The sequence below is a fragment of the Curtobacterium sp. ME12 genome, from assembly GCF_903970855.1.
Taxonomy (GTDB): Bacteria; Actinomycetota; Actinomycetes; order Actinomycetales; family Microbacteriaceae; genus Curtobacterium; species Curtobacterium poinsettiae_A.
Map to the genome: position 1 here is coordinate 80,627 of NZ_CAJCKD010000012.1, position 13,171 is coordinate 93,797.

Genomic DNA, 13,171 nt, shown 5'->3' on the forward strand with positions numbered 1-13,171 from the left:
CTCAGCGTCGGCCGCTCGGCATCAGCTGGGCTTCTTCGCCCGTGAGGGCTGCACACGCGGCGGCTCCCCGGGCATCTTCGGGAAGTCCGGCGGGAACGGCAGCTCGCCCTCGCCGTTCGCGAGGTCCCGCTCCCACCACTCGAGCAGCGGGGCGATGCTGCCTGGCTGCTCCCCCATCGACTCCCACGGGTCACCCGTGGTCAGCAGCCGCTCCGGCACCGTGCGGATCGTGAAGGCCGTCGGGTCCGCGGTGCGCAGTTCGTCCCAGGTGATCGGCGTGGACACCGAGGCGTGTGCGAGAGCTCGGGGGCTGTAGGCACCGGCCATCGTGCGGTCGCGGTTCGCCTGGTTGAAGTCGACGAAGATCCGCTGCCCCCGCTCCTCCTTCCACCACGCCGTCGTGACCCGGTCCGGCATCCGGCGTTCGAGTTCGCGCGCCGCGGCGATCACCGCATGCCGCACCTCGAGGAACTCGTGCTCGGGCCGGATCGGCGCGAACACGTGCAGGCCGCGGTTGCCGCTCGTCTTGATCCAGGTCGTCAGGCCGACCTCGTCGAGGACCTTCCGGAGTTCCTCGGCCACCGGCACCGTGTCGCCGAAGTCCGTGCCGGGCTGCGGGTCGAGGTCGATCCGCAGCTGGTCCGGGTGGTCGCTGTCCTCGGCACGAGAGGCCCACGGGTGGAAGACCACCGTGTTCATCTGGGCGGCCCACACCGCCACCGCCGGCTCGTCGATCACGAGCTGCGGGTGCGACCGGGCGCTCGGGTAGGTCACCGTGACCGAGCGGACGTAGTCGGGCGCACCCTTCGGCGGGTTCTTCGAGAAGAACTGCTCGCCGTCGACGCCGCCCGGGAACCGCTGCAGCGAGATCGGCCGGTCGCCGTTCGCCCGGACGAAGGCGTCGCCCACCGTGACGAGGTACTCCGCCAGGTCGAGCTTCGTGATGCCCGCCTCGGGCCAGAGCACCCGCGAGGGGCTGCTGATCCGGACCTCGCGGTCACCGTCGGGCCCGGGCACCCGCACCGTCGTCGCTTCGCTCGCCATGCAGCGGACCGTACACGCGTGGCAGCCGCCCGCCCGCAGCCGGGTGCCGCCGCCGCGCTCCCGCTGGACACCGGTGTTCCCAGGTCGAACACGCGCACGCCGGTGTTCAGCGCGCGGACACCGGTGTATTGCGGCCGGGGTCGGCAGGATGGGCGGGTGAACGCGTACCTCGGCATCGACCTGGCGTGGGGTCTCGGCTCCGAGCGGAAGGCCGCGAACGAGACCGGGCTGGTGGCGATGGACCACGACGGCACGATCACCGACGCCGGGTGGGCCCGCGGGGTCGATGCCGTCACGGACTGGATCGCCCAGCACCTCGGGCCACGATCCCTGATCGCCGTGGACGCCTCGCTCGTCGTGACGAACCCGACGGGCATCCGCGAGTCCGAGCGGCAGGTCGGGCAGCGCTACGGCCGGTGGAAGGTCGCCGCGAACCCGACCAACCAGGCATCGGCGGCGAGCGCCGGCTCAGCGCTGCTCGACCGGCTGACCGCGCTGGGTGTCGGGTACGTCTCCGACACGGATTCGATGCGACGACGCACCGGTCCGGCGATGTTCGAGTGCTACCCGTACACGACGCTGGTCGGGGTGGAGGAGCTCGGCTACGACGTGGAACGGCCCCGGTACAAGCGGCTCGATCTCCGGATCCCCGCTGCCGAGGCACGTGCCCGTCGTGCCGAGGCCTTCGACGAGCTGATCCGGCGGCTGCGCGAGACCCCGCTCGACCCGCCGCTGCTGCTCGACTCGCACCCGCTGACGCAGCGGCTCGCCGACCCGTCGGTGCTGCACGGTCCGACGCACAAGCACCGCGAGGACCTGCTCGACGGCGCCCTGTGCGCGTGGACGGCGGCGTTCTGGGAGCGACACGGCGACCAGCGCGTGCAGATCCTGGGAGGTGATCGGGGCCTCCCGTCCGACCCGCTGGACGAGGCGGGCCGCCGGCCCGTCGTGGTGGCACCCGCGCGCCCGTCGCAGCGGAGGCCGCGCGGCTAGGGTTGAGCGGTGAGCACGACGACCGAACCCCTGCACATCGGGCTGGTGTCGCTGCACACCTCCCCCGGAGACGAACCCGGTTCGGGCGAGGTCGGCGGCATGAACGTCGTCGTCCGGCACCAGGCCGAGGCGCTGGCCGACCGAGGCCACCACGTGGACATCATCACCCGCCGGTCCGCCCCGACGCAGCCGGACTCGGTGTCGCTCGTGCCGGGCGTGTGCCTGCGGTTCCTGTCCGCGGGGCCGGCCGAACCGGTGCCGAAGGGTGAGCACGACGCGTTCATCGAGCCGTTCCGTCACGAGCTGGAGCAGCTCGGGCCGTTCGACGTCCTGCACTCGCACCACTGGTTCTCCGGCGCGGCCGCGCTGCCCGTCGCCCGCGAGCGCGGCGTCCCCCACGTGCAGTCGTTCCACTCCATCGCCGCCGACCCGGCCACGCCGCTGTCCGAGGGCGAACGCCCCGAGTCCGCGGGCCGCATCGCCGGCGAGGAACTGCTGGCCCGCGAGTCGGACGCCGTCGTCGTGGTGTCCGAGGCCGAGGCGTCGACCGTGCGCACACGGCTCGGCGGTGACGACGCCCGCATCTGGATCGTGCCGCCGGGGGTCGACGGGTCCGTCTTCCGCCCCGCGGCGGTCGGTGCGCGCCGCGCCGCCACCCCCTACGTGGTCGCGGCGGCTCGCGTGCAGCCGCTCAAGGGCCTGGACCTGGCGATCGAGGCGATCGCGGACATCAGCCTGGAGGCCCGCCCCACCCTGGTCATCGCGGGCGACGTCTCGAGTGAGGCGGGCGACTACGTGGACGAACTGCGTCGGCTCGCCGAGGCGCGGGGCATCGCCGACCACGTCACCTTCATCGGGCCGCAGTCACGTGCCGACCTGGCGTTCCTGTTCCGCGGCGCGGCAGCCGTGCTGGTGCCGTCCCACTCCGAGACGTACGGGCTCGTCGCGCTCGAGGGCTCCGCTTCCGGGGTGCCGGTCGTGGCCGCCGCTGCCGGGGGCCTGCGCGAAGCGGTGGTCGACGGGGAGACGGGTGTGGTCCTCGAGTCCCGCGACCCGCAGGCGTGGGCTGCCGAGATCGAGCGGATCCTGACGGATGCGCCGTACGCCGCCGGACTCGCCGCTGCGGGGCGGGAGCACGCGGAGCGCCTCAGCTGGGAGCGGTCGGCCGCGGGGCTCGAGGACGTCTACCGCCGGGTGCTCGGGCGCCCGTGAGCGAGACGGACGGGCGGTTCGCCGCGTTCTGGGCGGCGCTCGACGCCGTGCCCGTCGAGTCGGACGCCGAGGCGCTGTACGACGTCGGATCGGCCGAGGGACGGCTGCGGCGAGCGAACCTGACACGGTACCTGGAGCAGTCCGGGTCGGGGGCCGACACGTTGCTCGTGGCCGAGGCCCCCGGGTGGCGTGGCATGACGAACACGGGTGTGCCGTTCACGAGCATGCGGGAGCTCGGACCCGAGTGCCTCGTCCCGCCGGAACCGACCGCACCGTGGGAAGCGTCGTCGCGCGTCGTGCACGCGGCACTGGACGGCTGGCGCGGTGCGCTCCCCGTCGCGTGGGCGATCTTCCCGCACCACCCCTTCGTGGCACCGGACCGGCTGACGAACCGGACGCCCCGACCCGCCGAGGTCCGCTCGGGAGCGCCCGTCGCCCTCGCGCTGCTGGAGGCCCTGGGCGGCGTGGACCGGGTCCGGGTGGTCGCGGTCGGTCGGAAGGCGCAGGGGGCACTCGCGCTGGCCGGCATCGAGGCGACCGCCGTGCGGCACCCGGCGCAGGGCGGTGCGAAGGAGTTCACCGAACAGTTGCGGGCGCTGGACCGCTAGCTGACCGTCGGTCCGTCCCGGTCGAGACCCGCTCAGGCGGAGCGGACCTCGATGCCCTTGGCCGCGAGCCGCTCGGTGACGTGGGCGGGCAGCGGCGCGGCGGCGTACACGGTGCGGAGCTCCGGCAGGTCGAGCAGGTCGTCCCAGTTCTGCGGGTCGAAGCGGTCGTCCGAGCCGTCCCAGCCGGGGTGCACGTCCTGCAGCACCTCGAGGTCGGAGTCCACCGTGATCTCGGTGACGAGCGACAGGTGCGACGGCAGCAGGTCGAGGTCGTCGTAGTACTCGCGCGCCCGGTCGTCCTGCCCGTCGACGTCGAGGTCCTCGTCGGTCTCGTCCTCGGCGTCCGGGTCGTAGGGGTCGAGGACGTCGAGGTCGTAGCAGAGGACGTCGAGCACCAGGAGCTTCGCGTTGAAGTCCGCGAACTCGATGGGCTCCTCGGTGGTGTTCGACTGCTGGTCCATGGCCGGAGCGTATCCGTCGCCGAGCGACCGTGTTGCGATCGCGAGAAACCTCCCTGTGGGACTGGACAGGAAGGCACATCGCGCGAAAGGGTGACGCATGGCCACCACCAAGACGGACCGCCCACAGCAGGAGCAGCACGAGCTCCGCCGGGTCATCGGTCCCAAGCTCCTGCTGCTCTTCATCGTCGGCGACATCCTCGGCACGGGTGTCTACGCGCTGACCGGCCAGGTCGCGGCCGAGGTCGGCGGGGCAGCATGGCTCCCCTTCCTCATCGCGTTCGCGGTCGCGCTGCTGACAGCGTTCTCGTACCTGGAACTCGTGACGAAGTACCCGCAGACCGCCGGTGCCGCCCTCTACGTGCACAAGGCGTTCGGCATCCACTTCGTCACCTTCATCGTGACGTTCATCGTGATGTGTTCCGGGATCACGTCAGCGTCGACGGCGTCGCGGGCGTTCGCGGCGAACCTGGGTGCCGGGTTCGGCATCGAACTGCCGAACGGCGTGGTGATGCTCATCGCGATGGGCTTCATGCTCGCGGTGATGTTCATCAACTTCCGCGGGGTGAGCGAGAGCGTCAAGACGAACGTCGTGCTGACGCTGGTCGAGCTGTCCGGTCTCGTCATGGTGATCCTGATCGGGTTCTGGGCGATCGCGGGCGGCAACGCGGACTTCTCGCGGGTCGTGATGTTCGAGACGCCGGAGGACAAGTCCCTGCTGCTGTCGATCAGCACCGCGACGTCGCTGGCGTTCTTCGCGATGGTCGGGTTCGAGGACTCGGTCAACATGGCCGAGGAGACCAAGGACCCCTCGCGCATCTTCCCGAAGATCATGCTCACCGGCCTCGGCATCACCGCGGTGATCTACGTGCTCGTGTCGATCTGCGCCGTGGCCGTGGTGCCGATCGGTGAGCTCGCCGGCAACGAGACCCCGCTCGTGACCGTCGTGCAGACCGCCGCGCCGGACTTCCCGATCGCCGACCTGCTGCCCTTCATCTCGATGTTCGCCGTCGCCAACACCGCACTGATCAACATGATGATGGCGTCGCGCCTGCTCTACGGCATGAGCAAGCAGGGCGTGCTGCCGGGCTTCCTGTCCCGCATCTCCCCCGCCCGTCGCACCCCGTCGACCGCGATCGTCTTCACCACGCTCATCTCGCTGCTGCTGATCGGGTGGGTCTCGCTCGACCCGGAGTCACCCATCGTCGTCGTGCTCGGTGGCACCACCTCGCTGTTGCTGCTGACGGTGTTCGCCGTCGTGAACGTGACCGTGCTCGTGCTGCGCCGCGACAAGGTCGACCACAAGCACTTCCGAGCCGGCGTCGTCATCCCGGTCATCGGCGTCATCACGTGCCTGTGGCTCGTCATGCCGTTCTCGTCCGGTCGTGACCCACAGCAGTACCAGATCGCCGGTGCGCTGCTGGCGCTGGGCGTGCTGCTCTGGGTCCTGACCTGGTTCACCCACGGACGGAAGCAGGCCGAGAAGGCCCCGACCGGGCTCGTGACGGAGCCGACGAAGGTGCAGCGCCCGCCGCACGACCACCACGACGTCTGATGGACGCGACCAGTGTCATCTGGACCGTCGTCATCGCGGTGATCGCCACGCTGTCGCTGTCCGCCGGAGGCTGGCGCCTGGGTCGGGGTCGAGGGCGACGGGACGGTCGACGCGGGCGGTGACCGCCGTGCCCGAACGACCCGTGACGGTTCTGGTTCGCGAAGCCCCCGCTTCGTGAACCAGGACCGTCACTCGTTGCCGGGGACGCACCTTCCACGCGGCGAGCGACCGGCGGCGAACCGCGCATCCCGAAGTGCGAACCCCGAACCCCGAACGTGCGACCACGGCGGGCCGCCGCTCGCTTCCCAGGAGGCGCCCGTACGCTCGTGCTGCTCTTCCTGCTCCGCCCGCCCAGCACCCGCCCAGCCCGTCGAGAGGTCCCGTCATGCGCCGTGTCGGCATCACCCTCGCCTCGGTGTTCGGCGCCGGGATCGTGGCGGTCGGCATCGGCGTGGTCGTCCTCGTGGTGATCGCCGTCAACTCGCTCGCCGGCATCGCGAAGTCGAGCGCCGCCACCCCGACTCCCGCGTGCCCGGCCGTCGCCTCGAAGACGATCGGCGGGATGGTCGTGCCGGCCGGACCCGTCGGCGGCTTCTGCCAGGACCGCCTGGTGAACGCCGCGTCCGTGATCGAAGCCGCGCAGGCGCTCGGCATCGGGCCGCACACGCAGGCCGTCGGGGTGATGACCGCGATCGGCGAGTCGAGCCTGGTGAACCTGGACCACGGCGACGCCGCGGGCCCGGACAGCCGCGGCCTGTTCCAGCAGCGCGACAACGGCGCCTGGGGCACGTACGAGCAGCGGATGGACCCGTACACGGCCGCGACGATGTTCTACACGAAGCTCGTGAAGGTCCCCGGCTGGAAGACGATGACCCCGACGCAGATGGCGCACGCGGTACAGATCAACTCCGATCCGGACCACTACGCGAAGTCGTGGCCGCAGGCGAAGGCGATCGTCGAGGAGCTCACCGGCCAGGACGTGCCGGACGTCGCTCCCCAGGGCTGACCGCTCACGAGGCCACCGCCTGCGTCTCCTCGTCGAACTCGACGATCGCGGCTCCCCCGGAGTGCACGACGACCTGGGCACGGAGCCGCACCGAGTGCTCGTCGAGGGCGCACGCGCAGGCGTCGACCCACTCCCAGTCCACCGGGGAGAGTCGGTCGGCGTCGGGGCGTTCCCACACGAGCACGACGTCGACGGCCCCGAGCTGCGCCACGATGTCGGCGATCAGGGCCGCGAAGTCGTCGACGTGTTCGTCCGGGGAGTACGGCAGGTCAGCGATCGGCAGCAGGAACGGGATCGACATCCCGCGGTCGTCGAGGAACAGCACCCAGCACTGCCGTCGCAGCGGCCGTTCGACGACGGCTTGGACGAGTCGGACGACGTCGTCGTCGGTGCGGACGGGTTCACGGATCAGGCGGTCGAGCATCTCGGTGTCAGGCATGGCTCCAGCGTGGCGAACCGGAAGCCACCGCCCGAGGCACGGTCCGGGGTCTGTGGAAAGCCGCTCCGCGAACCCAGCCTGTGCGGGAAGAGTCCCTCAGATGCCGTGCGTGACCGAGCTGTCGACGAGCAACAGCGAGGCGAAGAACACCGCGACGATCGCCGCCATGCCGACGAGCACCACCGGCCAGGTCAGCCGCCGCCGGACGAGCCGCAGCACGCAGACCGCGATCGTCGCGACCAGCACCGCCGCCACGACGATCGGTCCCACGACGACGACCGAGTCACCCAGCGTCTCGTTGCAGGTGTTGCCGGGCGCCGCACACGACACGAACGCCAGCGACATGAGCCTGATCCCCCACCCCGCTGCCAACGCACCGACCGTCAGCACGACGAGCAGCGCGGTGGAGGTGACCACGTCCGCGACACGAGCGCGACCTGCCAGGGGGTGCCGGGCCTCCCGACCGAAGCGCGCCGGGCCGGACCCGAGCGGATCGGGACCCGACGCAGGACCCGCCCCAGGACCCGTCCCGGGGGCCGGGCCGGAACCCGCTCCGGTGGCCGGGCCGGTCTGTCCTGCGGGCGCGCCCATCAGGAGCGCCGGCCGCGCGTCGACCAGAGGGCGAGCGCGATGAGGACGGGCTGGCCGAACAGGCGGACGAGGCGCTTCTCGTCGCTGTCCAGACCGAAGGCGTCGCGACGGTTGACCCACTGCGACAGGTTGCCGGGGAAGATCACCGTGAAGAACAGCGCCGCGACCGAGCCCACGAAGCGGCGGGCCGGCTTCGGGGCGAGCACCAGGGCCGAGCCGAGCGTGATCTCGGCGACGCCCGACGCGAGCACCGTCGTGTCGTCGTCCAGGGGGACGAAGTCGGGCACCTGCGCCGTGAACTCCTTGCGCGCGAAGGTGAGGTGGCTCGTGCCCGCGAAGACGAGGGCCAGGCCGAGCAGGACGCGGAAGAAGGAACGCATGCCTCCATGGTGCCCGTTCCCGCGGTCGGGTGCTCGCGCTGCGCGACCTGGACGCACTCGAAGCGAGGTTCACTCGCTATCATGCCGTCCATGGGAGCAGTCGCTCGGGATCACGAACCGCCAGCCGCCCCGGCGACCTTCGCGGTGTTGCTCGGACCGGTCGCGTTCTACCTCGGCATCATCGTGCCCGCGCAGTCGACCGTGCGGCACGTGCTGCTCGGCGCGGTGTTCGGGCTGGTGTGCGTGCTGAGCGGCTGGCGGGCGATCCGGATCGCGGGTCGCCGTCGCGCGGTGCAGGTGTGGTCGTGGATCGGCATCGTGATCGGGAGCACCGGGCTCGTCATGCTCGTCTGGCAGGTGCTCGTGATCGTGACCGGCGGTGCGTTCCCGCCGCCATTCTGGTCGCCGTACGCCTACCGCTGACGCCGTCCGGCCGGGAGGCCCGGGTCGGGTCCGCCCCGTCGCGCGCGGAAGGGGTCGGTCCGGGTCAGGGCTGCCCCGCCTGACGAAGCCGGGTCACCAGCCGAGCGTGCCGGGCGCGCCCTTGAACGGCCCGACGATGTCCGCCGTGATCCAGCCGCCGTAGAAGTCGCCGTCCTGCGCCCGGACCCGTTCGCCGCCGACCTCGCACGAGTCCATCGCCGACGGGTAGATCGCGACGCGTTCGCGCAGCGACTCGTAGCCGGGGACCGGGGTCGGGTAGTTCCAGGCGGCACGGCTCGCGACCGTCCCGTCCCCGCCGACGACGTCGAAGTAGCGCGCCAGGCCCTTGAACTCGCACATGCTCGATCCGGGTGCCTTCACGAGCGCACCCTCGGCCAGGTCGGCCATCGGCAGGTAGTAGACCGGCGGGTGCGAGGTCTCGAGCACGCGGACGGCGTCGGTCGTGTCGGCGACGACCGTGCCGCCGAGACGGACGACGACACGGGCGGTGACCCGCTCGACGGCGGGTGGGCGGGGGTAGTCCCAGACGGACTCCTGGCCGGGGCCGGGCTCGGTCCTCTTCGGGTGGCGCATGCTCCAGGTGTACGCCCGGTGCCTGCGGTCCGGCCGCGTGCGTGCGCGGGATCGCCGCCGGGTGCACCATGGGCGGGTGACGACGACGACACGCACCCTGTTCCGACGGCAGCCCATCGACACGATCGATGACGAGGCCGGGGGCGAGGGCGGCCTGAAACGGCACCTCGGCCTGTGGCAGCTCACCGCGATCGGCATCGGCGGCATCATCGGCGCCGGCATCTTCACCCTCGCCGGCACCGTCGCGAACGGCGTCGCCGGGCCCGCGGTGCTGATCAGCTTCCTGGTCGCCGGGGTCGCGAGCGCCGCCGCAGCCCTGTCGTACGCCGAGTTCGCGGGGCTCATCCCGAAGGCCGGCAGCGCGTACACGTACGGCTACGCGGTGCTCGGCGAGATCGTCGGGTGGTTCATCGGCTGGGACCTGCTGCTCGAGTACACGGCGATCGTGGCGGTGGTCGCGATCGGCATCTCCGGCTACGTGGGGTTCCTGGTCGGCCAGTTCGGCATCGACCTGCCCGCGTGGATGCTCGGCGCGCCGGGCACCGGTGACGGCCACGTGATCGACGTCTTCGCGATCGTCCTGTGCCTGCTCACCGCGTTCGTCCTCACGCGCGGCATCCGGAGCGCCGCCCGGTTCGAGTTCGTCGCGGTCGGCATCAAGGTGGCGCTCGTCGTGCTCATCGTGGTGCTCGGCGTGTTCCACATCAACAGCGCCAACTACTCCCCGTACTTCCCGTTCGGCTTCGGCGGCGTGATGACCGGTGCCGCCACCGTGTTCTTCGCCGTGTTCGGCTACGACGCGATGTCCACCGCGGCCGAGGAGTCCACCGACGCCCGCAAGCACATGCCGAAGGCGATCCTGCTGTCCCTCGGCATCTCGATGGTGCTGTACGTCCTGGCGACCCTCGTGCTCACCGGGATGCAGAAGTACACCGACATCGACCCCGCCTCGGGCTTCTCGTCGGCGTTCGCGTCGGTCGGGCTCGGCGGTGTCGCCAACGTCATCGCGATCGGTGCCATCGTCGGCATCGTCACGGTGCTCGTGACGTTCATGCTCGGCGCCTCGCGTGTCTGGTTCTCGATGAGCCGCGACGGCCTGATGCCGAAGTGGTTCGCGAAGACCGACCCGAAGCGGCACGTACCGACCCGGGTGACCTGGATCCTCGGCATCGCGTCCGCGATCCTGGCCGGTGTCCTGCCGATCGGTGTCGTCGCCGAGCTCACGAACATCGGCATCCTGCTCGCGTTCGTCGTGGTGTGCTCGGCCGTCGTGGTGCTGCGCTACCGGCAGCCCGACCTGGACCGCCAGTTCCGGCTGCCGTTCATGCCCGTGATCCCGATCATCGGCGTCATCGCGTCGCTCTGGCTCGTCACGTTCCTGCAGTGGGAGACGTGGGTGCGGTTCGCGATCTGGTTCGCGATCGGGCTCGGTGTGTACTTCGGGTACTCGCGGAAGCACAGCAAGCTGGCCGAGCCGGCGAAGCGCTGAGCACAGCAGCCGTAGCAACCGACGTCGGCAGCGCCCACGCCCGCGCCCTCAGCGCCGCAACGTCTCCCGCGGGTACTCCCCGAACCGGCTCGCGTACACCGAGGCGAACCGCCCCATGTGCGCGAACCCCCAGCGCCGGGCGACGTCCGCCACCGAGGTCGCGTGCGGGTCGAGGATCCGCAGCTCCTCGTGCACGCGTCCGAGCCGCACCTCGCGCAGGTACGTCATCGGCGAGCGCTCGAACGCCCGCTGGAACGACTCCTGGATCCCGCGGATGCTCAGCCCCGCGGCTTGCGCGATGTCGGCGACGGTGAGCGGTTCGTGGGCGTGCGCCTGGATGAACTCGACCGCAGCCCGGAGCCGGCCGTCACTGCGGGTGCCGTAGCCGGCGGGGAACCGGTCGGCCTGCAGTGGGTACATCCGGAACAGGGCACGGGCGACGTCGCGCTGCGCCTCGTGCCAGGCGAGGGACTCCTCGCCCTCCTCGCGCAGTGCTCGGAGCGCGCCGGACACGGCGGTCCGCCACAGGCCGACGGCGGTGAGGTCCGGCACGGCCGTGGTGTCGAACGCCATGGTGCCGTCGACCAGGTGGTCCTCGGCGGCGACGTCGAGCACCAGGTCACGACGCAGGTGCACCAGGCGCTGGTCCCAGTCCTGGTACTCCATCTCGAACCGGCGCTCGACCGGGAACATCGTCGGCACGCCGGGCCGCATGCGGACCTCGTCGCGGCCGACGTCGACGCGGGCCTCGCCGCGTTCCAGCCACTGCACGACGACCTCGCCCTCGGTGGCGACGTCGCCCCGCAGGTACCCGTGCATCTGCGACCGGCGGATGCTGAGGCGCTCGTCACCGACGCCGACGTACTTGAACCAGTAGTCCTGGTCGAGTGCGCGGGAGTACCAGGCCTTGCCCGCGTACATGCCGGCGAGCGAACTGATGGCCTCGTCGGTGTCCTGCCCGGACACGGCGACGAGCGAGCGCGGCTGACGGGGCGGGTGAGCGGGGGTCCGAGACTCCGTCGTGTCGGTCATGTGCACACCTCTCCCTGATCGAGCAGAGCGGTGTGGTCACCTCCGGGTGCCCCCGGTCTGCCCTCTCACGCTAGGGAGCGACCGGTGGTCGTACAACCGGGTTGCGTTCCGCGGCCTAACGGCCGGTCCAGCGAACCCAGCCGTGCACCTGTGCCGCCGCGCTCTCGAAGGACGAGTGCCCGCCGGTCAGCGAATGGTCCGGAGAATCGACCGTGTACGTGTCGGTCCGGGTGATGTCGCACACGACCTCCGCGTCGATCCACCCGTTCCAGTGGTCGGCTGAGTCGCGTACCCACCGCAGTCGGTCCGGCATGCGTTTCCAATCGGTTCCGTGGACCGCGGTCGTCGCGCTCCGATCTGGACGGTAGTCCTGTCAGATGTTCGTCGCACAGGGTGGCGGCGGGGATCGTCGGTGGTGACTGGCACGATGGTCCCGTGCCTGCTGCCCCGATGATCGACGCCGTGGACGTCATCCGCTTCGTCGGGCCGCAGACCTTCGGTCGCGCACGCGACGTCGTCCGCGCCGGACTGGTGGACGACGCCACCTGGCACGACCACGACGGCACGGTCACCGCGGTCGTGTCCGGCACCGCCGACGACCCGTACGAACTCCGCGTCGACACCACCCCGGCGCGCGGCGACTTCGTCCGCCCCGTCCGCAGCACCTGCAGCTGCCCGCTCGGCGGCGACTGCAAGCACGTCGCGGCCGCGCTCCTCACCATCAACGCCCGTGCCCTCGCCGCGAACGCCGGCCCACGCCCGGAGACGCCGGCTCCGCCGCCCTCGGACTGGAGGCACGACCTCGCCCGCCTCGCCGGTGACGACGAGCGGGCGCCCACCCCGCAGGGCACCCGGATGGGGCTGCAGTTCGAGTTGCGTGACGCGGTCCCCGCCAAGCTCGCCTCGCGAGCCCGTGCCGCCGGCCGTGCCCTGCCTGCACCGTCCCGCAGCGTCCGGCTCGGGGTCCGGCCGGTGACCCGCAGCGACGCCGGCAACTGGGTGCGCGGGCAGCTGACCTGGGGCACGCTCCCCTACTCGCAGAACCGGCTCGGCGTCGGCGCCGAGCAACACGCCTGGTTCCTGCAGCTCGCCGCCCTGCACCGTGCCGGGCAGCTCGCCGGCCTGCCGGGTGAGAGCGACTGGCTACACCTCGACGACTTCCGGAGCCCCCTGCTCTGGCCGCTCCTGCAGCAGGCCGCGGCGCTCGACATCGCGTTCGTCACCGGCAAGCGCGAGGGCGGGGCGGTGCTCGGCACGCAGGCCCAGGTGCTGCTCGACGTCGCCCGGCACGACGACGCCGTGGTGATCGGCGCGAGGCGCTGGGCTGCGAACGAGTGTATCATCACG

At 71.5% G+C, this 13,171-nt stretch carries 15 protein-coding genes; 8 read left to right on the forward strand and 7 right to left on the reverse strand.

Features of this window, described 5'->3' with window-relative positions; translation table 11 throughout:
* Positions 1–21 precede the first annotated feature (21 nt).
* Positions 22–1,044: a non-homologous end-joining DNA ligase gene (gene ligD, locus H7A73_RS08255; protein WP_182065559.1), complete on the reverse strand. Its 1,023-nt coding sequence runs from the start codon at positions 1,042–1,044 to the stop codon at positions 22–24.
* Positions 1,045–1,200: 156 nt separating this feature from the next.
* Between ligD and H7A73_RS08260 the strand changes: the two genes are divergently transcribed.
* The 3 genes from H7A73_RS08260 to H7A73_RS08270 are packed head-to-tail and all read left to right on the forward strand — an operon-like array spanning position 1,201 to position 3,857.
* Positions 1,201–2,037 (forward strand): DUF429 domain-containing protein, encoded by an 837-nt coding sequence (locus H7A73_RS08260; RefSeq protein ID WP_182065560.1) that lies wholly within the window; start codon positions 1,201–1,203, stop codon positions 2,035–2,037.
* Between the two features lie 9 nt (positions 2,038–2,046).
* The gene (locus H7A73_RS08265; RefSeq protein WP_182065561.1) at positions 2,047–3,249 is read left to right on the forward strand and encodes a glycosyltransferase; all 1,203 of its coding nucleotides are present in this window, start codon (positions 2,047–2,049) and stop codon (positions 3,247–3,249) included.
* Entirely contained in the window at positions 3,246–3,857 is a 612-nt protein-coding gene (locus H7A73_RS08270; RefSeq protein ID WP_182065562.1) for a uracil-DNA glycosylase, read from the forward strand. Before H7A73_RS08265 ends, H7A73_RS08270 begins: the two co-directional genes overlap by 4 nt.
* A gap of 32 nt (positions 3,858–3,889) precedes the next feature.
* On the opposite strand, the gene H7A73_RS08275 is transcribed toward H7A73_RS08270, so the two are convergent.
* Positions 3,890–4,318, reverse strand: a complete 429-nt coding sequence (locus H7A73_RS08275) for a DUF6892 domain-containing protein (protein ID WP_182065563.1) — start codon at positions 4,316–4,318, stop codon at positions 3,890–3,892.
* Positions 4,319–4,415: 97 nt separating this feature from the next.
* On the opposite strand from H7A73_RS08275, the gene H7A73_RS08280 reads away from it, so the two are divergent.
* Positions 4,416–5,870 carry an APC family permease gene (locus tag H7A73_RS08280; RefSeq protein WP_182065564.1) on the forward strand — a complete coding sequence of 485 codons (1,455 nt, stop codon included), beginning with the start codon at positions 4,416–4,418 and terminating at the stop codon, positions 5,868–5,870.
* 385 nt (positions 5,871–6,255) lie between these two features.
* A complete protein-coding gene (locus tag H7A73_RS08285; RefSeq protein ID WP_182065565.1) occupies positions 6,256–6,876 on the forward strand; it encodes a hypothetical protein in 621 nt (206 codons plus the stop codon).
* Positions 6,877–6,880: 4 nt separating this feature from the next.
* On the opposite strand, the gene H7A73_RS08290 is transcribed toward H7A73_RS08285, so the two are convergent.
* From H7A73_RS08290 to H7A73_RS08300, 3 genes are all read right to left on the reverse strand, one after another.
* Positions 6,881–7,315, reverse strand: a complete 435-nt coding sequence (locus tag H7A73_RS08290; RefSeq protein ID WP_182065566.1) for a hypothetical protein — start codon at positions 7,313–7,315, stop codon at positions 6,881–6,883.
* Positions 7,316–7,411: 96 nt separating this feature from the next.
* Positions 7,412–7,732 (reverse strand): hypothetical protein, encoded by a 321-nt coding sequence (locus H7A73_RS08295; RefSeq protein WP_182065567.1) that lies wholly within the window; start codon positions 7,730–7,732, stop codon positions 7,412–7,414.
* Between the two features lie 173 nt (positions 7,733–7,905).
* Positions 7,906–8,286 (reverse strand): hypothetical protein, encoded by a 381-nt coding sequence (locus H7A73_RS08300; RefSeq protein WP_182065568.1) that lies wholly within the window; start codon positions 8,284–8,286, stop codon positions 7,906–7,908.
* Between the two features lie 90 nt (positions 8,287–8,376).
* Between H7A73_RS08300 and H7A73_RS08305 the strand changes: the two genes are divergently transcribed.
* Entirely contained in the window at positions 8,377–8,709 is a 333-nt protein-coding gene (locus tag H7A73_RS08305) for a hypothetical protein (RefSeq protein WP_182065569.1), read from the forward strand.
* Positions 8,710–8,802: 93 nt separating this feature from the next.
* On the opposite strand, the gene H7A73_RS08310 is transcribed toward H7A73_RS08305, so the two are convergent.
* Positions 8,803–9,303, reverse strand: coding sequence for a DUF427 domain-containing protein (locus H7A73_RS08310; protein ID WP_182065570.1), 501 nt, complete (start codon positions 9,301–9,303; stop codon positions 8,803–8,805).
* 76 nt (positions 9,304–9,379) lie between these two features.
* On the opposite strand from H7A73_RS08310, the gene H7A73_RS08315 reads away from it, so the two are divergent.
* A complete protein-coding gene (locus tag H7A73_RS08315; RefSeq protein WP_182065571.1) occupies positions 9,380–10,792 on the forward strand; it encodes an amino acid permease in 1,413 nt (470 codons plus the stop codon).
* A gap of 48 nt (positions 10,793–10,840) precedes the next feature.
* Here the strand turns inward: H7A73_RS08315 and H7A73_RS08320 are convergent, their stop codons facing one another.
* The gene (locus H7A73_RS08320) at positions 10,841–11,824 is read right to left on the reverse strand and encodes an AraC family transcriptional regulator (protein ID WP_182065572.1); all 984 of its coding nucleotides are present in this window, start codon (positions 11,822–11,824) and stop codon (positions 10,841–10,843) included.
* 435 nt (positions 11,825–12,259) lie between these two features.
* On the opposite strand from H7A73_RS08320, the gene H7A73_RS08325 reads away from it, so the two are divergent.
* A partial coding sequence (locus H7A73_RS08325; protein WP_182065573.1) for an SWIM zinc finger domain-containing protein occupies positions 12,260–13,171 on the forward strand: 912 nt, incomplete at its 3' end.

Bases quoted from the DNA above. Each gene is read 5' to 3' on its own strand.
- H7A73_RS08305 (WP_182065569.1), top strand. From the start codon at position 8,377: ATGGGAGCAGTCGCTCGGGATCACGAACCGCCAGCCGCCCCGGCGACC.
- H7A73_RS08310 (WP_182065570.1), bottom strand. From the start codon at position 9,303: ATGCGCCACCCGAAGAGGACCGAGCCCGGCCCCGGCCAGGAGTCCGTC.
- H7A73_RS08285 (WP_182065565.1), top strand. From the start codon at position 6,256: ATGCGCCGTGTCGGCATCACCCTCGCCTCGGTGTTCGGCGCCGGGATC.
- H7A73_RS08320 (WP_182065572.1), bottom strand. From the start codon at position 11,824: ATGACCGACACGACGGAGTCTCGGACCCCCGCTCACCCGCCCCGTCAG.
- H7A73_RS08300 (WP_182065568.1), bottom strand. From the start codon at position 8,286: ATGCGTTCCTTCTTCCGCGTCCTGCTCGGCCTGGCCCTCGTCTTCGCG.
- ligD (WP_182065559.1), bottom strand. From the start codon at position 1,044: ATGGCGAGCGAAGCGACGACGGTGCGGGTGCCCGGGCCCGACGGTGAC.
- H7A73_RS08280 (WP_182065564.1), top strand. From the start codon at position 4,416: ATGGCCACCACCAAGACGGACCGCCCACAGCAGGAGCAGCACGAGCTC.
- H7A73_RS08275 (WP_182065563.1), bottom strand. From the start codon at position 4,318: ATGGACCAGCAGTCGAACACCACCGAGGAGCCCATCGAGTTCGCGGAC.
- H7A73_RS08290 (WP_182065566.1), bottom strand. From the start codon at position 7,315: ATGCCTGACACCGAGATGCTCGACCGCCTGATCCGTGAACCCGTCCGC.